The organism is Asticcacaulis sp. (assembly GCF_047605585.1).
Classification (GTDB): Bacteria; Pseudomonadota; Alphaproteobacteria; order Caulobacterales; family Caulobacteraceae; genus Asticcacaulis.
In genome coordinates this window covers 432,399-451,874 of the sequence record NZ_JASGFK010000002.1, presented here as the reverse complement: position 1 = coordinate 451,874, position 19,476 = coordinate 432,399, and the positions used below count along the sequence as shown (strand labels likewise).

Sequence of the window (19,476 nt, the reverse complement as noted above, 5' to 3'; positions counted from 1 at the left end):
GTTACTGCGTCCTTGTGTAGGCGGCGATAAAGAAGCCGTCGGTCTGTGTCGAATGGGGTGTCAGGGATAGTCTGTGGCCGGTTTTGGCCAGTTTGGTCAGACGCGCGGCGTGATCGATGAACAGGCTGCTGTGTTCCAACAGGCTGTGGATCGGCAGGGCGTCGTAATTGGGATGGGCCGCTTCGAAAGCATCGGCGGTCTGGGCATTTTCGTCGTCCAGTACCGAGCAGGTGACATAGACGAGGCGGCCCCCGACCTTCACACAGGACGCGGCGCGGTCAAGGATTTGCGTTTGCAGGCTATGCAGTTCCTCGACCTTGCCTTCGCTGAGGCGATGCGCTTCCTCCGGATGGCGGCGCCAGGTGCCGGAGCCGGAACACGGCGCATCAACCAGCACCAGATCGGCGCCTTTCAGCAATTCGAGTTGGGCCGTGTCATCCGGATCGAAGAAATGCAGGAAGTGCGCCGAGGCGCCGGCACGGATCAGGCGCGGCTCGATGGCCTTAAGACGTTTTTCAACGACATCGCAGGCATAAATCTCACCATTGCCGTCCATCATCTGGGCCAGGGCCAGGGTCTTGCCACCGCCACCGGCGCAGAAATCGACCACCTTGGCCGCGCCTGGCAGGAGTCCGGCGCCGGCGATAAAGGCGGCCAGTTGCGAACCCTCGTCCTGGATCTCGATCTGGCCTGACTGGTAGATATCGAGTTTGGCAAGATTGGGCGGCGGCTCAGCCGGCAGGCGGATGCCATATTTCGAAAACGGCGTCGGCTCAGGCACAAGTCCGTCAGTTTCCAGCGCAGCGATCATGGCTTCGCGCGTCGTCTTCGTGCCATTGACCCGCAGGTCGATGGGCGCGCGCGGCAACATCAGATCGGTGGCCTCGGCGGCCCAGGTCTTGCCGAACTGCTGCTCGAACCGCGATACGACAAATTCCGGCAGGCCGGTTTTCACCCAGGCCGGCGCGTCGTCCTCCCCCGCTGCCAGACGGTCGCGTTCATGGTCGGTCAGTGCCTTGGGCGCATAGCCCGCGCCGCTGAACAGGGTGTCGATCTCATTTATCGGCAGGCCATCGATCAGCGACAGGGAAGCGAGAACCAGCGCGCGCCCCTGCCCCGGCGACTTCTCACCCAGTTCCATCGCCCACAGGAGGCGTTGGCGGCCGCGCAGGCAACGATAGACACGATCGGCAATGGCCCGGCGATCTTTCGAGCCGGCATAGCGGTTGACCTGTCCCCACTGTTTCAGCACCGCCTCGGCAGTCGCACGGGTCCCCGAAAGCTGGTCGAGGATTTCAGCAGCGGCTTGGAGTCGGGCGGCGGGAGTCAAATGAGGTCCTTAAATTAAATAAAGAGCGTAGCGAGGCACAGCAGAATGCCGACCAGGGAGACGATCCACACCAGCGAACGGACGCCAACCACACCCAGCGCATAGAGCGGGATATAGAAGATGCGGCCCGCCAGGTATATATCGGCGCCCCAGCGGGACAGCTCCGAAGACTTGCCAGACAGGGCGAGCGCAATCACGATAATGGCAAAGAAAACAAATGTTTCCTTGAAATTGGCGAAAGCACGGTTGAGGCGCCCGGCCAGCGGTCCCATGTCGAATTCGGTATCGCGCGGACCGGCGTTCCAGCGGGCGTAACCCTTGCGCGACATGGCGAAAAGCGGCGGCAGGCAAACCTGGATGAGCCCCAGAATCGAGGCCCAGACCAGTATCCAAAGTTCATAAGTCATACGCTTCTCCCTTCAGTTACTGGTCCTGGCATCATTGGCGATAGTTGGGCGCCTCTCGCGTGATCATGACGTCGTGGACATGGCTTTCGCGCAGGCCCGCACCGGTGATCTTGACGAAGCGCGCGCGTTGCTGGAATTCCGGCACGGTGTGCGCACCGACATAGCCCATGGAGGCGCGCAGGCCGCCAACCAGCTGGTGGATGACCGGCGAGATCGGCCCCTTGTACGGCACCTGGCCCTCGATGCCTTCCGGCACCAGCTTCATGGTGTCGCGCACTTCCTTCTGGAAATAGCGGTCGGCCGAGCCGGAAGCCATGGCGCCGACCGAGCCCATACCGCGGTAGGACTTGTACGACCGGCCCTGATAGAGAATGACCTCACCCGGCGCTTCCTCGGTGCCTGCGAACATCGAACCCAGCATGGCGGTCGAGGCGCCGGCAGCAATGGCCTTGGCCAGATCGCCGGAGAGCTTGATGCCGCCATCGGCGATGATCGGCACGCCTGTGCCTTCAGCGGCACGAACACTGTCGATGATGGCAGTCAGTTGCGGCACGCCGACACCGGCAACCATGCGCGTGGTGCAGATCGAGCCCGGCCCGATCCCGACCTTGACGGCATCGGCGCCGGCATCGATCAGGGCGCGAGTGGCGTCATAGGTGGCGACGTTACCGGCGACGATCTGGACCTTGTTGGTTTCCTTGCGCAGGCGCGCAACGGCCTGCGAGACGAGGATGCTGTGGCCGTGAGCGGTATCGATGACCACCACATCGGCGCCGGCATCCACCAGCGCCATGGAGCGTTCGAAACCGGCGTCACCGACGGTGGAGGCGCCACCGACGAGCAGACGGCCGGCACCATCCTTGGCGGCCAGCGGATAGGCCTGGCTCTTTTCCATGTCCTTGACGGTGATCAGGCCGACCGCGCGATAGGCCTCATCGACAACGATGATGCGCTCGATGCGGTGCTTGGCCATCAGGCCTCTTGCCTTGTCCTGGTCAATGCCCTCACGGACGGTGATCAGGTTTTCCTTCGTCATCAGCTCGGCAGCGGTCTTGGAACCTTCGCTTTCGAAGCGGATATCGCGGTTGGTCAGGATGCCGACCAGCTTGTTGGTTTCGCGTTCCACCACCGGAAAACCGGAAATATGCTTGCGGGCGATGATATCCCGCACCTCAGCCAGCTTGGTATCCGGATAGATCACTACCGGATTGATCACCATACCGGACTCGAAGCGCTTCACGGCGCGAATCTCATCGGCCTGTTCTTCGTTGGTCAGATTGCGGTGAACAATGCCCATGCCGCCGGCCTGCGCCATGGCCACAGCCAGGCGCGCTTCGGTGACCGTATCCATAGCTGAAGAGATCAGCGGGATATTCAGCGACAGTTCGCGGGTGAATTTGGTTTTCGTATCGACCTGAGTGGGCACCACGTCCGAAGGACCGGGCTCCAGCAAAACGTCATCGAAGGTTAAGCCTTCGCGTATTTCCATAAGGAACTCTCCATTTTGCGGGTTGTTCCTATGGGAATCGGACGGCTACGTAAAGCCCTTCCGGGAAAATATTTGTTTCAAAGGTTAAGACCTGATCACGCCGCACTTCCGGCGGTCGCTTTCAGCCCGATAATCGCGCTCAGCAACATGACCAGAAACAGAATGCGCAGGGGTGTCACGGCTTCATGAAACAGGAAAATGCCTAAGACCGCCGCACCGAGCGCGCCAATCCCGACCCAGACGGCATAGGCGGTGCCGATCGGCAGGGTCTGCGCCGCCTTCGACAACAGCACCATGCTCAGGGCCAGGGTCACCAGGGTAAAGATCGACGGAATCGGCTTGGTGAAACCGGCGCTGTATTTCAGGCCAATGGCCCAGCAGACCTCCAGAAGGCCGGCAATAATCAGGTAAAGCCAGGGCAAGGGCAGAAATGACGGCATTGTGATCACACTCCATTTATCGCGAAACAGGGCGTCGTCTTGTCTTGACCGGGTACGGCGCGTCTCGTCCGGAGCGTGACCGGTATAACCGTGTGCGACGGCAAAGCCAAGAAAATACAAGACCACAGCGTTCTGAATAGCAACCCTCGCTTTCAGCTCCAGCAAACGAACGGCTCATCAGCGCCCCCGACTCCTACCTTAGCGCCACAAAGCGCTCTTATAGATTTAGTAACCTCAAGGATATTCCATTGACGGTTGCGCAACAGACGCCGATAAGCTCAAAAAATCAGGTAAGACTCGCCTTAAGGTAACCCTATGGATCGGATAGCCCACTCCGGAACGAACGCCTTACGCATACTGCTTGTGGAAGATTCCAAGGCAGAAGCGGTCTATATCGAGCGCACGCTTATGCAGGCCACTCCATACGCTTACCGCATCAAGCGAGTGGCGGATATCGCTTCCGCAAAAGACGCTCTGGAAGCGGCCGATTTCGATGTGGTCCTGCTCGATCTCGGCCTGCCGGATGTCGTCGGCTTCAGCGGCTTGCAGGCCCTGCAAGACCTGGCGCCCAAGGTTCCCATCGTCATTCTGACCAGCCGTGATGACCGTGAGACGGAGCTGAGCGCCATGGAAAACGGCGCCCAGGACTATATGCTGAAGGACAAGGCCAGCGTCTCCGCGCTGAATCGGTCGATGCTTCACGCCATCCAGCGCAAACAGATCGAGAACATGAAAAGCGAGTTCATTTCCCTGGTCAGTCACGAACTGCGCACGCCCATCACTGCTATTCACGGCGCGCTGGGCCTGATCGCCGGTGACATGGAAACCGACCTGCCGCAGCAGGTTTCGCATCTGGTCAATATCGCCAACAAAAACAGCGAACGCCTCATTCGCCTGATCAATGACATCCTCGACATCGACAAGATCGATGCGGCGCAGATGTATTATGAAATGAAGCCCGAACCGCTGATGCTTATCCTCCAACAGGCCGCCGAGACCAATGCCGTCTATGCCGCGCGGCTGGGCGTCAAGGTCTGGCTGGAGCCGTCGCCCGAAGTAACCGTCAATGTCGATTCCAAGCGCCTTGCCCAGGTGATGGCCAACCTGCTTTCGAACGCGGCCAAATATTCGCCTTCCGGCAGCACGGTGACAATTTCCGTTCAATCCCAGCCCAGTGGCCGGGTTCGCGTCAATGTCAGCGACCAGGGACCGGGCATTCGGGAGGACTTCAGGGCTCATATCTTCCAGAAGTTCTCGCAGGCCGACGACGCCCTGACACGCACCAAACAGGGCGCCGGACTGGGTCTCTATATCTGCAAGCGCATTATCGAGCATATGCGGGGCAGTATCGGCTTCGATTCCGCGGCGGGGCATGGCGCGACCTTCTGGTTCGAACTGCCCGAGCCGGAAACGCGCACGGTGCGCGAAACGAACGTTATCAAGGCGCGCGCCATATGACCCCGCCCCTCACCCGTATTCTCTGCGTCGACGATGAACGCGATATCCTGGACGTGGCGCAGATGTGCCTGGAGCGGATCGGCCACTATCAGGTGACCACCTGTGAGAGCGGCAGCGAGGCGCTCATTCAGGCCGAAGCCCTCAAACCTGACCTGATCCTTTTGGATGTCATGATGCCTGAAATGAATGGCCCGGATACCTTCGCGGCGCTGCGCAAGCGGGCAAGCATCCGGGATATCCCAGTCATCTTCATGACCGCGCGCATCCAGTCCGCCGAGATCCGGGCCTATCTGAAACAGGGCATTGCCGGCGTGATCGCCAAGCCCTTCGATGCGATGGCTCTCTCAACCGAAGTGCAGAAAGCATGGGAGGCGTTTCATGCCGAACAAGCTTGAGGAGCCCGCGGAACCTTCGCTGGAGGCCAGCCTGCGCGCCCTGCGCCTGCGCTATCTCAGCACTATGAAAGAGTTGCTAGGGCCAATCGAGGTCACCCTGCGCCATTGCGAAGACGGCACGCTGCAAGACTGTGACCGGCATGAACTGCGCAGCATGGCCCATCGCCTGGCAGGCACGGGTGAGACCTACGGTTTCCCCGCTGTTTCGGCCGCTGCCCGTCCGCTAGACGACCAGCTCAAATCCCATCCGCACATGAAGGCCGCTGCTCTGATGCAATTGATCTATCCGCTGGTTGTCGCCTGCCGTAATGCGCTGGGGCGCGATGAAATCAAGGGGGCACGCCCGGATCGGGTGTCGTTCGGGCGCCGCAATACGGCCATGGAACCGGTCACTGACGTCAAGGTGCGCCTGCCGTTGATGCTTGTGGTTGATGACGATCCCGCCATGCGTGACCTGTTCACCGAGCTGTTTCGCCATGAGGCGCGTATCCTGACGGCGACCAACAGCGATGAAGCCCTGGCGGCCATGCGGCGTCACAGCCCCGATCTGGTACTGCTGGACGATATCATGCCCGGCGCCATCACGGGCCTCAAATTCCTTGAAACCCTAAAGAAGACGGGTGAGTTTGCCGACACCTCCATTGTCATGATTACGGCGAGCGATGCGCCCGAACACATTGATCGCGGCCTGAATGCCGGTGCAGCCGATTACATTACCAAGCCCTTCGATCCAGCCGAGGTCGCGGTGAAGGTGCGACGCCTGCTGCGGGCCTTCACCAATTACTAAACATATACGTGTAAATAATTGATCATGTAACCGCGTAAATCCTGTCTCAACAATCGCCGGCAGAAGAACCGGCAAGGTGTAAGACGTGCCGGAAAAACAGATCAAACCGCGTCCCAAATCCGTCCTTGTGGTTGATGACGATCCCATGGTGACGGACTATGTCCACCTCGTCCTCGGCAGCCTCGGCTATGATGTAAAGGTCGCGGACAGCGGCTTGCGTGGGCTGGCCTATATCGTCAAATACCGGCCGGATTGCATCCTGCTCGATCTGTCCATGCCCGATATGGATGGCTTCCAGTTCCTGGCGAACCGCAGCCGCATTGCCGAGGCCGCCGCTCTGCCGATCCTCGTTCTGTCGGCCAATCACGGCCGTGACGACGTTCAGAAAGCGCTGAAACTCGGCGCGGTCGATTATATCGTCAAGCCGGTCACCGAGGCCTCACTGACGCGCCGGCTGGAACGCTTCGTCCCGGCGCCGCATTTCACGCCCACCCAGCCCTCTCAGGTCGAATGGGGCAATGTGGCGCAGAAATCCCTGATCTGATCGTGCCTTAGCCCTTGTAGCCCAGGGCCACGATATAGATTTCGGTTGAACCGGCCCGGCTGGATTTCGGCTTGAAATGCTTCACCGTCTCGAAAGCCAGTTTCAGCCGCAGCAGGAGTTGTTCGGTCTCGCCGCCCTGGAAGGCCTTGGCAACAAAGGCGCCACCGGGTTTCAGGTTATCGAGTGCGAAATCGCCCGCCAGTTCCAACAGGCCCATGATCTTGAGGTGGTCGGTCTGCTTGTGGCCCACCGTATTATGCGCCAGGTCGGACAGGACGACGTCTGGCTTGCCGCCCATGAGTTCCATCAGCTTTGGCCCAATAGACGGATCGGTGAAATCGGCTTCCAGCAGGTCGGCGCCCGGCACCGGATCGACCGGCAACAAGTCGACACCGACAACGTGCGAGGCGCCGCGCTTGATCGCCACCTGCACCCAGCCGCCAGGCGCGCAACCCAAGTCCACTACGCGCACGCCCTTCTTCAGAAAGTGGAAACGCTCGTCCAGCTCGATCAGCTTGAAAGCGGCGCGTGACCGCCAGCCCTCGGCCTTGGCCTTCTGGACGTAAGGGTCGTTCAGCTGGCGCTCCAGCCATTTGGCGGAGGATTGCGTACGAAAACGCGCTGTCTTGACCGCCGTGTGCCCCTTGTGACGGCCGGACAGGTTACCGCCTTCGGGCGGTTTGACCATGCGGCGACGGGGTTCATCCTTGGTTGGATCGTCAGGTGTATCACTCATGGCCGCGTCTATACCGGGTTTTGCCCATCAAGCGGAAACTATTTTTTCCTTATACGCAAAGCTGATAGGGTACGCGCAAACAGAGGAACGCCCATGCGCACCATCCCTGCTATCTTGCTGTTGTTCATATTGGCTACAGCCTGCACACCTGCGCCACCAAAGGACGCGGCGTCTGCGGAAGCGTCCGAAGCCGTGCGGTCATCGTTTGTCATTCCCGCCGCCCCGTCTGAAGCTGTCGCCTCTTCCAGCGACGGTACCTGCCTCTCCGAAATCGGCAAGGCTGCCTCCGATCGCCTGGTGCAGCGCTGCCTGATGCTCTCACCAGCCACGCACCCGCCCTGTAATGCCGCCAATACCTGCCAGATGATCCGCGACGAGATCGACCGTTCCTGTGCCATGTATGGCCCCGAGGACAGGAAGCCGGCGAAATGCACGGCATAGTTTTTATTTTGCAATTGCCCTGATGAGCCCCTATGTCAGGGCAACGATTTTTCTCAAGGAGACAGTCCATGTCCACAGATCCCGAAAACACCCTGATCCTGACGCTCGATACCGGTCCGGTCACCATCCAGCTGCGTCCCGACCTGGCGCCGAACCATGTCGCGCGCATCAAGGAACTGGCCCGCGAAGGGTTCTATGACGGCATCGTCTTCCACCGCGTCATCCCCGGTTTCATGGCCCAGGGCGGCGATCCGCTCGGTCAGGGCTTTGGCGGTTCCGGCAAGAAACTGAAGGCGGAATTCAACGCCGAGCCGCACGTCCGCGGCGTCTGCTCGATGGCGCGTTCGCAAAACCCGGACTCGGCCGACAGCCAGTTCTTCATCTGCTTCGATGACGCCCGCTTCCTCGACAAGCAATATACCGTCTGGGGCCAGGTCACCGAAGGCATGGAAAATGTCGATGCCCTGCCAAAGGGCGAACCGCCACGCAATCCGGGCAAGATCGTCAGCATGCGTGTCGCCGCGGACGTCGCATAACGTGTGGTAAAGAGGCGCTTAAGCTTCCGGTTTAAGCGCATATTAAGACCTGTAAAGCAAGATACTCTACTATCGCGCTAGAATTGTTGCGAAATAGTAGAGTATCTACAGGGTTTTAGTATGAGTATGCGTTCGCGTTTTGCCGTCACAGCCGATCGTGACAACCGGCTTCTGATCATCCGCTTTCACAGCCTGCGAGATGGCCAAGCCCCCGGCCCCGATCTGATCGATCAGCTGGCCACCATTGACTCTCCTTGGCTTTATGATGCCCTGTTCGATTTTCGCCGCTATGAGGCGGAGCTGTCGCGCGACTATCTCAAATTCCTGACCGACAAGTGGAATACCTTCACGCGCGGTCGTGACCACGGACGCTGCATGGCGCTGGTCGGCGGCGATCAGGTCCTCTCCACCAATCTGAGAGCCGCCATGACCGTCATGCCGGACCGAAATATCGCTGTTTTTGACACCTTCGATGAAGGCCTGGACTGGGTCAAGGCCGGCCGCGACGCCCGGCAGGCAGCCTGACCGTCAATCAAGCCTTAAGTCGCTCATGATAAACTGGAGAAAACCAGTTTGGCGGTATTTTCATGAGCCTTCGCACCCGCGTCACCTTTTCCATCGATGAAGCCAATAAGACCCTTATCTTTCGCTATATTGGCAATCTGACCGGCGACCAGCTTTATGGTCAGATTTTCGATAGCCTGAAAGAAGTTGAAAGCCCCTGGCTTTATGATTTTCTGGTCGATGCCCGCCGCCTCGACGGTGTTATCCTGGCCAGCGATACGGAAGCTTTTGGCCATATATGGGCTGAACTGGCGAAAGGCCGCGACCGCGGACGCCGAATTGCCGTTGTTTCCAGCGATCCCCTGATCCGCGCCCGCAAAACGCTACGTGATGCCATCTTTCCTGATCGCGTGTCCGGCGTTTTCGAGACAATGGAAGCCGCGACAGACTGGCTGCAAACGCCTGATGACCAACCAAGCTCCGTAACCGCATGACCCGTTCGCGCATTACCCTTACGGCGGACAAGGAAGCCCGGATCGTTTTCATCCGATATATCGGCGATGTCGACGGTCAGACGATTACCGAGACCAGCATCAGCCAGTTTTCCGATATCGAACAGGTGTGGGCCTACGACGCCATTTTCGACCTGCGCCGTTTTGACGGCGTATTGCTCAGTTCTGAGCTTCAGGAACTGGGCGACCGCTGGCGCGCACTGGCCAATGGTCGCGATGCCGGTCGCCGCTCAGCCATTATCACCAGCGATCCCTTTCCGATGGCGCGTCTGCCGGCAACGCGCGCACAGTTCCCGGGGCGGGTCATAGACATTTTCAGTACGTTTGACGAAGGCCTCGAATGGATCAAGTCGGGCCGATCCGGGCAAACAGCGGTTTAATTCTTGACCTGACGCGCTTTTGCGGGTTGAGACAGCCGCATGCTGATTTCCGACTTCGATTTTGACCTGCCAGAAGACCGCATTGCCCTGCGCCCTGTCGAACCGCGCGAAAGCGCACGCCTGCTGCGTGTCGATAGTGATGGCAGCCTGACGGACAGCCATATCGGCGATATCGGCGATTTTCTCAAAGCCGGCGACCTGCTGGTCGTCAACGATACGCGTGTCCTCCCGACCCAGCTCGACGGGCAGCGCCTGCGCGACGACAGCACGGTGGCAATCGAGGCCACCCTTGTGAAAAATACCGGCGGTTCGCAATGGCAGGCCTTTCTCAAGCCCGGCCGCAAGGTCCGGACCGGCGATACATTGCTGTTTAAAAGCGACACTGCGGAACTGCGTGCGACTGTCTCCGCCAAGGACGACAATGGCCTTTATACGCTTGATTTCCAGCATGGCCCGCAGGAACTGCTGGAACGACTGCACATGGTGGGCGGCATGCCCCTGCCGCCCTATATCCGTTCGAAGCGTCATGAGGATGAACAGGACAAGAGCGATTACCAGACCGTCTTCGCACGCGAGGAGGGCTCGGTTGCGGCCCCGACCGCCGGCCTGCACTTCACCCCTGCCCTGCTGGAAAAGCTGACAGAAAAAGGGGTGAGCCTCGAACGGATCACCTTGCATGTCGGGGCCGGTACCTTCCTGCCGGTGAAGGTTGAGGATACCGACGACCACATCATGCATGCCGAATTCGGCGTCATCACACCGGAAAGCGCCGCCCGCATCAATGCCGTACGCGCCGCTGGCGGACGGATCGTCTCGGTTGGCACAACGAGCCTCCGCCTGCTGGAATCCGCTTGCGATGACACGGGCGCGATCCATCCGTTCGCAGCGGAGACCGCCATCTTCATTACGCCAGGTGTCAGGGTACGGTCGTGCGACCTGCTGATGACCAATTTTCACCTGCCGAAGTCGACCCTGTTCATGCTGGTCTGTGCGCTGGCGGGTACGGAAATCATGAAAAGGGCCTATGCCCACGCTATAGAGAGCGGTTACCGCTTCTTTTCCTATGGCGATGCCTGTTTGCTGGACAATATATCGAAATGAGCGCTTTCCCCTTTACCGTCACGGCTTCCCAGGGCCAGGCCCGCACCGGCGTGCTGAAGACGCCGCGCGGTGATATTCCGACGCCCATCTTCATGCCGGTCGGCACCGCCGCCACGGTCAAGGCCCTGACGCTCGACATGGTGAAACAGGCCCACGCCAAGATCATACTGGGCAACACCTATCACCTGATGTTGCGCCCGACCGCCGAACGCGTCTCGCGCCTGGGCGGACTGCACAGGTTCATGGGCTGGGACGGCCCTATCCTGACCGACAGTGGCGGTTTCCAAGTGATGAGCCTGTCGAAAATCTCCAAGGTAAAGGAAGACGCCGTTACCTTCCAGAGTCATATCGATGGCTCGCGGCACGTGCTCTCGCCGGAGCGTTCGATTGAAATCCAGGCCGACCTGCTGGGTTCGGATATCGTCATGCAACTGGACGAGTGCGTGTCCTGGCCCGCCGAGGAAAGGCGTGCCCAACAGGCGCTGCAACTCTCGGCCCGCTGGGGCCTGCGTTCGAAGCAGGCCTTCGGTACGCGCGATGGCCAGGCACTGTTTGGCATACAGCAGGGCTCAACCTTCGAGCATCTGCGCCGGGAATCGACCGATCGCCTGCTCGATATCGGCTTCGACGGTTATGCCATCGGCGGCTTGGCCGTCGGCGAAGGCCACCAGGCCATGTGCGATACCCTCGATTACAGCGCGCCCCTCCTCCCGTGGGAGCGTCCGCGCTACCTGATGGGTGTCGGCAAGCCGATCGACCTGTTGGAAGGCGTGGCGCGCGGCGTCGACATGTTCGACTGCGTCCTGCCGACCCGCTCCGGCCGCCATGGCCAGGTCTGGACCTGGGATGGCCCGCTCAACATGAAAAATGCGCGCTTCGCCGAGGATGATACGCCGCTTGATGCCTCAAGCGACTGTCCGGCCAGCCGCGACTATTCCAAGGCCTATCTGCATCATCTCGTCAAATCGGAAGAGATTCTCGGACAGACCCTGCTCTCCTGGCACAATATCGCCTTCTTCCAGGCCCTGATGATCCGCATACGTGCCGCCATCACCGACGGCACGTTCGATGTGTTGCGCGCTGATCTGCTCAGCCGCTGGAAAAACCCGGAGACTAAAGGCGCAAACTAGCGGCGCTTTTTCGGCTTGTCCGGAACGGGGATCGGCTTCGGGGCGGTCTTTTCGCCGGCATAGGTATCGGTATAGACGCGCGGCACGAACCACGAGGGGGCAGCGGGTGGCGCGCAATTCTTGTTCATGCCTACACCCTTGAGATAGGCCCGGCGCACCTTGCCGGCCTGGATAGATGTATCCATTTCCTTCTGGTGCTTTTGAGCGCCCGTCATCTGGCGCACCAGACCGCGGAACGGAATGACGCTGCGCGTAGCATTACGCACCGAACCACGGGCCATGTCACCGGCGGCTTCCCCGCCGCGTTCGCGCAGGCTCTTTGCATCCTTGGGTGGCGGCGGTTCATCGAAATCCGCCCCCAGGAGGCTGTCGAGCTTGGTCACTTCGGCAGCGATGGCCTCGCAATTATCCAGTCCGGTCAGATCATATGGCTTGCTGACGGCATCGCTCAGGATTTCAGGGATTTCCTTCTTGCGAAGGTTCAGGTCTTCTAGCGGCGCCATGACCGCATCGCCCCAGCTGTTGCTCTGATCGTCCGTCGAGGATCGCACGGCCTGAGTCTCTTCAGGTTTGCGATGCTCGGTCTCAACCGGCTTGCCACTGGCATCGTAATGCGGCTTGGAGGCACAGCCGGAAACCAGGGCTCCCACGGCCAGCGCCATAACGACGCCGCATCGGAGCCTTGTATCCACAGCCATAGCAGGTTTCACACGCATCCCCCTCATCACATCAATCCAACGCGGTTGGCGCCAGTGTCCTGTCTATACGCGTTATAGCTTATTCTGCACATAAAAAAACAATACATAAAAAAAGCGTCTTTTTTCAACGCCTCGCGCTTGCGAAAACGAAAACTCCCCTCTATGAAGAGGCCCGTGCCTGATCTGCCTTTCCAAGGGCTTTCCGGCCAGACTTATCTTCATGAGCGCGTAGCTCAGCCGGCTAGAGCATCTGACTTTTAATCAGAGGGTCCTGGGTTCGAGTCCCAGCGCGCTCACCAAGTCCTCCGGGATTTGCGTGACAATTTCATGGCGATAAGCAACAAAACTCCCGTGACATGTATCATCGCCGCAATATGACACAGGCCAGATGAACCTGACCTGAACCAGCTGGAATCGGGCTTTTATCTGGGGAAACGGTCAGTTGGCCATACGGCTCTTGGGCTTGTAGCGCCCGTTTTCGAAACAATCGAAGATCAGCGAAGTCTGTGGATGACTAAGCGGTTGTCCCGTGTCATCGGCGCACAGATTGCCTTCGGACGCATAGGCGACGTAGCAGCTGTCCCCATTGGTGGCCAGCAGGTGATAGAAGGGCTGGTTCTTCTGTGGACGCACGCTTTCGGGAATCGCCTGCCACCATTCCTCGGTATTGGCGAATTCCGGGTCCACGTCGAAGACCACGCCACGGAACTCGAACAGGCTATGCTTGACCACCTGACCGATCCCGAATTTTGCTGACCGTTGCTCTGGCATGGAATGCATCGTCCCCTCTTGCGTACCCATCATGCTCCGAAGCCAATGCCGGTGCATCGCCCTTCCCCATGCGGTTGTCGGTAATTCGGCATTTTCAAGAAAGGTGATGACAGGCTCATCCACCGCCCATTTTCGCGGATGGAATTTATGGGTTGGCAGTTGGTCCTACAAATCCTACAGTGGCCATGAAGGGCTGAATATCAGGCCAGCCGGCATCCCTGCCGGCCACCTTGATTCGACATGGTGTCGATACAGCAGCCACACATATAGCGGGGTATGAGCCATGTATCGGGCTCCCTCAAAAGACGTCCGGCGGCGGACTCCGGCCAAAAGTGCCGAAAGCCAGCCCGCCGTCAGGCGCGGCGAGCCGACGCTGATCTATGCTGCGCTCGATCTCGGCACCAATAACTGCCGCCTGATGATCGCCAGCTTCACCAATTCGCAATTCCGCATTGTCGAAGCCTTTTCCCGCATCGTCCGCCTCGGCGAGGGCCTGACCCATTCCGGCTGCCTGCAGGAGCGAGCTATGGACCGGGCGCTGAAGGCGTTGAAAATCTGTGCCGAAAAGATCGAAAAGCGCGGCGCGGTGCGCATCCGTGCCGTGGCGACCCAGGCCTGCCGCATTGCCCGCAATGGCAAAGATTTTATTGCCCGCGTCGAACGCGAAACCGGCCTGAAACTGACCATCATCACACCGGAAGAGGAAGCGCATCTGTCGGTGATGGGGTGCTCGTCACTGCTGGATGTCCGTGGCGTGACACCAGCCGCCCGGGCGGCCCTGGTGATGGATGTCGGTGGCGGCTCAACAGAACTGAGCTGGGTGGAACTGCCCAATGAACCGGCGGCGCCCTCTGCCTCACATGCCGATGCCCAGGCCCTGGCCCAAGCCAATGCCCTGCGTACCGGACGTCCATTGCCCAAGCCAAAATACTGGATTTCCATGCCCATTGGCGTCGTCAATCTGGCTGAGCGTTTTCCGGAACCAACCAATGGCGATACCGATGCCTGGTTCGAGGCCATGGTCGGCGAGGTCAATTCCCATGTCCGCGCCTTTTCGGCGCCGGAAACCCTGCGACCGCATTTCGACTGCGGAGAAGCCTATATTGTCGGCACCTCCGGCGCGATTACATCCCTAGCCGGTATGCACCTGGGTCTGGAACGCTATGATCGCTCCCGCGTCGATGGACTGTGGATGACCCGGGGCCACGTGCAGGTCGTCACCCGCCGTCTGCTCGAACTCGGCTATGGCGGCCGTGAACTTGAGCCCTGTATCGGCAAGGATCGCGCCGACCTCGTATTGGCCGGCGCCGCCATATTGGAAGCGGTCCAGCGCGCATGGCCCTGCCACAGACTGCGCGTGGCCGATCGCGGCTTGCGCGAGGGCCTGCTTTTGTCGATGATCAAAAAGAAGAACCGCCGGCGCCGCAAACGCGGAGGCCCCCGTCGGGTGCCTGCCGCCGTGGAAGCATAAAAAAACGCCGGGCGAACCGGCGTTTTTTTTATATCGACTTTGGCATAAAGCTACCGGCCACTGGCAGGCGCTGCCGGCTTGGCATCGGCCGTTGCCGGTGCGGCATTGAGGATCTTAGCCGGCACAGTGACGTCGCAGTCGGAGAAGGTGCTTCCCTTGTCCTTGCGCACGGCATCGATCACGGCCTGGAACTGCGGCGACGCCGTATCCATAACCTCGACCTGCGGACGTTCGGCTTCCGGAATATCGGCCAGCACACGCACGGTATTCATCTTGTCCGGATTGACCGGCGGTTCGCCGATCTTCAGCTTGCGCACGACATCAAGCCCCGTCAGGACCACGCCAAAGGCCGTGTAGTGCTTTTCCAGCGAGGAATTGGCGCCGCGCATGATGAAGAATTGGCTGTTGCCCGAATTCGGATCGTAGCTGTGCGCCATACCCAGAACGCCCTGGCAGTAAAGCCCCCAGACATTGACCTTGCCGTCATTGCTGATCGGGATCAGGCCATTGACCTGGCTCTGCACCGGCAGGGCGCCAACGAAGCCGATCACCGAACCCGGCGGGTTCTGGACGACCGTCATCGGGAAGCTGGCATCGCGACGGGTAATAAATTCCTGCGTCAGGTTCGGCAGGGTGGAATCACCCGTGCCATCCCCCTTGGGGTCGCCCGTCTGGGCCATGAAGTCTTCGATAACGCGGTGGAAGGTCAGGCCGTCATAGAACTTCTGGCGCGTCAGGGTCAACATGCGCTCGACATGGTTCGGCGCCAGGCTGGGATAGAGTTCGACGATCACCTGCCCCTTCGTGGTGTCGATCACCAGGGTATTGTTGGGATCGGCGGCGCGATAGCCGGGATCGAGGGCCAGTGTGGAGGTTGAAAATGCCGCCGTTGCCATGAAAGCCGCTATCGCCCCCGCCAGAAGCGTCTTCTTTTTCACCAGTGACATCAATGATTCCTGTCTAAATTACTTCCGGACCTTACCCAGCAGGCGTTCCGCCACCTGGGGGGCCACAAACGGCGCGATACTGCCGCCCAATTGGGCTATTTCTTTGACCAAACGTGACGCAACCGCCTGATGCCGGGGGTCAGCCATCAGAAAAACCGTTTCGATATCACGGTTAAGCTGCTGGTTCATCGCCGTCATCTGGAATTCGTACTCGAAATCCGCCACGGCGCGCAAGCCGCGAATGATCACACCGGCACCGATCTCCTGGGCAAAGTGCATCAGCAGGCTGTCAAAGGGCCTGACCTCGACCCGGTCGCCAAGCGGCGCCACGGCCTCTCGCACCATCTCGACGCGTTCATCGACCGTGAACATCGGCGCCTTGCCGATATTGCGCGCCACACCGATCACCAGCTTGTCGACCAGCTTGACTGCCCGGCCAATGATATCGCTGTGGCCATTGGTGATGGGATCGAACGTCCCCGGGTAAAGGCCCACTCTTTGCCCCGTGCTCTGCCCCGCTGTCATGCTACGCCCCTAAGTTTTCTGATCAGGTCGCGTCCGAGACCGATGAGGTTTCGTCCGTCGTGCCTGTATCGTCCTCGCCCGAATCCACGACCCGCTCAACCGAGACGACCTTCTGGCCTTCCGAGGTGCGGAAGATAGTGACGCCCTGGGTATTACGGCTGGCGACACGCACCGTGGTGACATTGGTGCGGATCAGCTGCCCGCCGGAGGTAACCAGCAGCAGGCCGTCGCCACCCTCTATCGGGAAGGAGGCAACCAGTTTACCACCGCGCTTGCTGAGGTCCATCGCGGTGATCCCCTGACCACCGCGGCCGGTACGGCGATAATCATAGGACGAGCTGCGCTTGCCGAAGCCGATATCCGACACGGTCAGGATGAACTCTTCACCCGCTGCCAGTTCGGCAATGCGTTCCGGCGTCAGGCTGGCTTCCTCGGCGCCGTCCTCGCTATCGTCATCGGCCGGAGCAGGCGTATCTTCGCCCTCCTCGGCATTGGCCGCGGCACGTTGCTGGGCAGCATATTTCAGATAGGCAGCGCGTTCCGCCGGCGTGGCCTCGACGCGCTTCAGTATGGCCATGGAGATAACGCTGTCGTCTCCCAGCAGGCGCACCCCGCGCACGCCGGTCGAATCCCGGCCCTTGAAGACGCGTACTTCATCGACGGCGAAACGGATGGAGCGGCCACCAGACGTCGCCAGCAGCACATCCTGATCTTCCGTACAGATCGCCACGCCGACAATGGCGTCGCTGGCTTCCAGCTTCATGGCAATCTTGCCAGCGCGATTGACATTGACAAAATCGCTCAGCTTGTTGCGGCGGATATCGCCGGATTTGGTGGCGAAGATGATGTCCTGACGGTCCCAGGCCGCCTCGTCTTCCGCCAGGGCCAGGATATTGGTGATCGTCTCGCCGCTATCGAGCGGCAGCAGGTTGACGAAGGCCTTGCCCTTGGACTGCGGATTGCCGAGCGGCAGGCGCCAAACCTTGAGCTTGTAGACCTTGCCGGTGGACGAGAAGAACAGCATCGGCTGGTGGGTGGTGGCCGAATAGACGCCGATGATGGCGTCCTCGTCCTTCATCGCCATGCCGGACCGGCCCTTGCCGCCGCGATGCTGCTCGCGATAGGCCGCCAGGGCCGTGCGCTTGACATAGCCGGAGTGCGTGACCGTGACCACCATATCCTCACGCGGGATCAGGTCTTCGTCCTCGATATCGCCCTCACCATCGAGGATGGTGGTGCGACGCGGCACGGCGTAGAGCGTCTTCACCTCGACCAGTTCCTCGCGCACGATGGCGAGGATGCGTTCGCGCGAGCCGAGGATTTCGAGATATTCGGCAATGGCTGCCGCCAATGCCTTGATTTCGTCGCCGATTTCATCGCGGCCGAGACCGGTCAGGCGCGACAGGGTCAGGGCCAGGATGGCGCGCGCCTGCTCGTCGGTCAAACGGACCTGGCGGTCTTCCAGCACGATCGAACGCGGGTCGGCGATCAGGTCGATCATCGGCGCCATGTCGCCGGAGGGCCAGGTGCGCGCGGTCAGGCGCTGGCGGGCTTCCGCCGGATCGGCTGAGGAGCGGATGATGTGGATGACTTCGTCGATATTGGCGACAGCGATCGACAGACCGACCAGGGTATGGCCGCGATCGCGCGCCTTGCCCAGTTCGTAACGTGTACGGCGGACAACCACTTCCTCGCGGAATTCGAGGAACAGTTCCAGCAGCTTGCGCAGGCCCATCTGTTGCGGGCGGCCGTGGTTCAGCGCCAGCATATTGACGCCGAAGCTCGATTGCAGAGCCGTGTAGCGATAGAGCTGGTTCAGAATGACATCGCCCGAAGCTTCGCGCTTCAGCTCGACGACGATACGCATACCCTGGCGGTCGCTTTCGTCGCGGATGTCGGAAATGCCTTCGATGCGCTTCTCACGCACCATATCGGCAATATATTCGATCAGAGCGGCCTTGTTCACCTGATAGGGAATTTCGGTAATGACAATGCCTTCACGGTCCTTGCGGATCGTCTCGACACTGGCCTTGCCACGCGTGATGACCGAACCACGCCCGGTCATCAGGGCCTGACGGGCGCCGGAACGGCCGAGAATTTCACCGCCAGTCGGATAGTCCGGCCCCGGCACGATATCGAGCAGTTCTTCCAGAGAAACCGCCGGATTGTCGAGCAGGGTAACGCAGGCGTCGATCACTTCGCCGAGGTTATGCGGCGGGATATTGGTGGCCATGCCGACGGCGATGCCGCCGGCGCCATTGACCAGCAGGTTCGGGATGCGCGACGGCAGGACCGAGGGCTCTTCTTCCTTGCCGTCATAGTTGGGCTGGAAGTCGACCGTGTCCTTGTCGATATCGGCCAGCAACGACATGGCCGGCTTGGACAGACGGGATTCCGTATAACGCATGGCGGCCGGCGCATCGCCATCCACCGAGCCGAAATTGCCCTGGCCATCGACCAGAAGCAGCCCCATCGAGAAGGGCTGCGCCATACGCACCAAGGAATTGTAGATCGCCAGGTCGCCGTGCGGGTGATACTTACCCATCACGTCACCGACGATACGCGAGCACTTGACGTAGGCCTTTTCCGGCGTGTGACCTTCCTTGTGCATCGAATACATGATGCGGCGGTGGACGGGCTTCAGACCGTCACGGGCATCCGGCAGGGCGCGCGACACGATCACGCTCATGGCGTAATCGAGATAGGACCGTTTCAGTTCGTCTTCGATCGTGATGAAGCTGATTCCGGCCGGCGGCTGGCCGCCAAAACCGTTACGGGGCTCGTCGTCCTCAGGCCCCAGCACTTCGCCAGATGTCGTGTCGTTCATGAATTCTTTGTCTTGTATGCACCCACGCCGCCTGAGCGGCGGCGGGG

22 protein-coding genes, 1 tRNA gene and 1 riboswitch are annotated in these 19,476 nt (G+C 60.2%); of the genes, 13 read left to right on the top strand and 10 right to left on the bottom strand.

The features are described 5' to 3' along the window. Position 1 precedes the first annotated feature (1 nt). From QM647_RS08010 to QM647_RS07995, 4 genes are all read right to left on the bottom strand, one after another. Complete coding sequence (locus tag QM647_RS08010; RefSeq protein WP_414994981.1) at positions 2-1,330, bottom strand: RsmB/NOP family class I SAM-dependent RNA methyltransferase; 1,329 nt, start codon at positions 1,328-1,330, stop codon at positions 2-4. A 14-nt stretch (positions 1,331-1,344) separates the two neighbouring features. Next, positions 1,345-1,737, bottom strand: a complete 393-nt coding sequence (locus QM647_RS08005; RefSeq protein WP_414994980.1) for an MAPEG family protein — start codon at positions 1,735-1,737, stop codon at positions 1,345-1,347. Positions 1,738-1,768: 31 nt separating this feature from the next. Continuing rightward, the gene (gene guaB / locus QM647_RS08000; RefSeq protein ID WP_414994979.1) at positions 1,769-3,226 is read right to left on the bottom strand and encodes an IMP dehydrogenase; all 1,458 of its coding nucleotides are present in this window, start codon (positions 3,224-3,226) and stop codon (positions 1,769-1,771) included. A gap of 95 nt (positions 3,227-3,321) precedes the next feature. Then, complete coding sequence (locus QM647_RS07995; RefSeq protein ID WP_414995222.1) at positions 3,322-3,648, bottom strand: DMT family transporter; 327 nt, start codon at positions 3,646-3,648, stop codon at positions 3,322-3,324. 46 nt (positions 3,649-3,694) lie between these two features. Next, positions 3,695-3,760: riboswitch (guanidine-III (ykkC-III) riboswitch) on the bottom strand. Positions 3,761-3,981: 221 nt separating this feature from the next. On the opposite strand from QM647_RS07995, the gene QM647_RS07990 reads away from it, so the two are divergent. The 4 genes from QM647_RS07990 (at position 3,982) to QM647_RS07975 (ending at position 6,850) form a co-directional block, all read left to right on the top strand. Continuing rightward, on the top strand, positions 3,982-5,124 hold the full coding sequence (locus QM647_RS07990) for a sensor histidine kinase (RefSeq protein WP_414994978.1): 1,143 nt from the start codon (positions 3,982-3,984) through the stop codon (positions 5,122-5,124). Further along, positions 5,121-5,519, top strand: coding sequence for a response regulator (locus tag QM647_RS07985; protein WP_414994977.1), 399 nt, complete (start codon positions 5,121-5,123; stop codon positions 5,517-5,519). The genes QM647_RS07990 and QM647_RS07985 overlap by 4 nt, the downstream gene beginning before the upstream one ends. Then, the gene (locus QM647_RS07980) at positions 5,503-6,306 is read left to right on the top strand and encodes a response regulator (RefSeq protein WP_414994976.1); all 804 of its coding nucleotides are present in this window, start codon (positions 5,503-5,505) and stop codon (positions 6,304-6,306) included. The genes QM647_RS07985 and QM647_RS07980 overlap by 17 nt, the downstream gene beginning before the upstream one ends. An 85-nt stretch (positions 6,307-6,391) precedes the next feature. Continuing rightward, positions 6,392-6,850, top strand: a complete 459-nt coding sequence (locus QM647_RS07975) for a response regulator (protein WP_414994975.1) — start codon at positions 6,392-6,394, stop codon at positions 6,848-6,850. 7 nt (positions 6,851-6,857) lie between these two features. Here QM647_RS07975 and QM647_RS07970 read toward each other — a convergent pair whose 3' ends face one another. Continuing rightward, positions 6,858-7,586, bottom strand: a complete 729-nt coding sequence (locus tag QM647_RS07970) for an RlmE family RNA methyltransferase (protein ID WP_414994974.1) — start codon at positions 7,584-7,586, stop codon at positions 6,858-6,860. 93 nt (positions 7,587-7,679) lie between these two features. Between QM647_RS07970 and QM647_RS07965 the strand changes: the two genes are divergently transcribed. The 7 genes from QM647_RS07965 to tgt all read left to right on the top strand — a co-directional run bounded on the left by QM647_RS07965 (position 7,680) and on the right by tgt (position 12,190). Continuing rightward, positions 7,680-8,027, top strand: a complete 348-nt coding sequence (locus QM647_RS07965) for a hypothetical protein (protein ID WP_414994973.1) — start codon at positions 7,680-7,682, stop codon at positions 8,025-8,027. A gap of 68 nt (positions 8,028-8,095) precedes the next feature. Beyond that, on the top strand, positions 8,096-8,563 hold the full coding sequence (locus QM647_RS07960) for a peptidylprolyl isomerase (RefSeq protein WP_414994972.1): 468 nt from the start codon (positions 8,096-8,098) through the stop codon (positions 8,561-8,563). 120 nt (positions 8,564-8,683) lie between these two features. Next, on the top strand, positions 8,684-9,088 hold the full coding sequence (locus QM647_RS07955) for a hypothetical protein (RefSeq protein WP_414994971.1): 405 nt from the start codon (positions 8,684-8,686) through the stop codon (positions 9,086-9,088). Between the two features lie 62 nt (positions 9,089-9,150). Further along, positions 9,151-9,561, top strand: coding sequence for a hypothetical protein (locus QM647_RS07950; protein WP_414994970.1), 411 nt, complete (start codon positions 9,151-9,153; stop codon positions 9,559-9,561). Continuing rightward, the gene (locus QM647_RS07945) at positions 9,558-9,959 is read left to right on the top strand and encodes a hypothetical protein (RefSeq protein ID WP_414994969.1); all 402 of its coding nucleotides are present in this window, start codon (positions 9,558-9,560) and stop codon (positions 9,957-9,959) included. The genes QM647_RS07950 and QM647_RS07945 overlap by 4 nt, the downstream gene beginning before the upstream one ends. A gap of 39 nt (positions 9,960-9,998) precedes the next feature. Then, complete coding sequence (gene queA, locus QM647_RS07940) at positions 9,999-11,060, top strand: tRNA preQ1(34) S-adenosylmethionine ribosyltransferase-isomerase QueA (RefSeq protein WP_414994968.1); 1,062 nt, start codon at positions 9,999-10,001, stop codon at positions 11,058-11,060. Next, a complete protein-coding gene (gene tgt / locus QM647_RS07935; RefSeq protein WP_414994967.1) occupies positions 11,057-12,190 on the top strand; it encodes a tRNA guanosine(34) transglycosylase Tgt in 1,134 nt (377 codons plus the stop codon). The genes queA and tgt overlap by 4 nt, the downstream gene beginning before the upstream one ends. On the opposite strand, the gene QM647_RS07930 is transcribed toward tgt, so the two are convergent. Beyond that, positions 12,187-12,852, bottom strand: a complete 666-nt coding sequence (locus QM647_RS07930; protein WP_414994966.1) for a hypothetical protein — start codon at positions 12,850-12,852, stop codon at positions 12,187-12,189. The genes tgt and QM647_RS07930 overlap by 4 nt on opposite strands. 258 nt (positions 12,853-13,110) lie before the next feature. Between QM647_RS07930 and QM647_RS07925 the strand changes: the two genes are divergently transcribed. Then, a tRNA-Lys gene (locus QM647_RS07925) sits at positions 13,111-13,187 on the top strand. A gap of 139 nt (positions 13,188-13,326) precedes the next feature. Here the strand turns inward: QM647_RS07925 and hspQ are convergent. Continuing rightward, on the bottom strand, positions 13,327-13,659 hold the full coding sequence (gene hspQ / locus QM647_RS07920) for a heat shock protein HspQ (RefSeq protein ID WP_414995221.1): 333 nt from the start codon (positions 13,657-13,659) through the stop codon (positions 13,327-13,329). Positions 13,660-13,942: 283 nt separating this feature from the next. Here hspQ and QM647_RS07915 point away from each other — a divergent pair, with 283 nt between their 5' ends. Next, complete coding sequence (locus QM647_RS07915; RefSeq protein WP_414994965.1) at positions 13,943-15,130, top strand: Ppx/GppA phosphatase family protein; 1,188 nt, start codon at positions 13,943-13,945, stop codon at positions 15,128-15,130. Positions 15,131-15,180: 50 nt separating this feature from the next. On the opposite strand, the gene QM647_RS07910 is transcribed toward QM647_RS07915, so the two are convergent. The 3 genes from QM647_RS07910 to gyrA are packed head-to-tail and all read right to left on the bottom strand — an operon-like array spanning position 15,181 to position 19,429. Beyond that, positions 15,181-16,077 carry a peptidylprolyl isomerase gene (locus QM647_RS07910; RefSeq protein WP_414994964.1) on the bottom strand — a complete coding sequence of 299 codons (897 nt, stop codon included), beginning with the start codon at positions 16,075-16,077 and terminating at the stop codon, positions 15,181-15,183. A gap of 18 nt (positions 16,078-16,095) precedes the next feature. Continuing rightward, positions 16,096-16,602 (bottom strand): pantetheine-phosphate adenylyltransferase, encoded by a 507-nt coding sequence (coaD, locus tag QM647_RS07905; protein WP_414994963.1) that lies wholly within the window; start codon positions 16,600-16,602, stop codon positions 16,096-16,098. Positions 16,603-16,624: 22 nt separating this feature from the next. Next, entirely contained in the window at positions 16,625-19,429 is a 2,805-nt protein-coding gene (gyrA, locus tag QM647_RS07900) for a DNA gyrase subunit A (RefSeq protein ID WP_414994962.1), read from the bottom strand. Between the last annotated feature and the right edge of the window lie 47 nt (positions 19,430-19,476).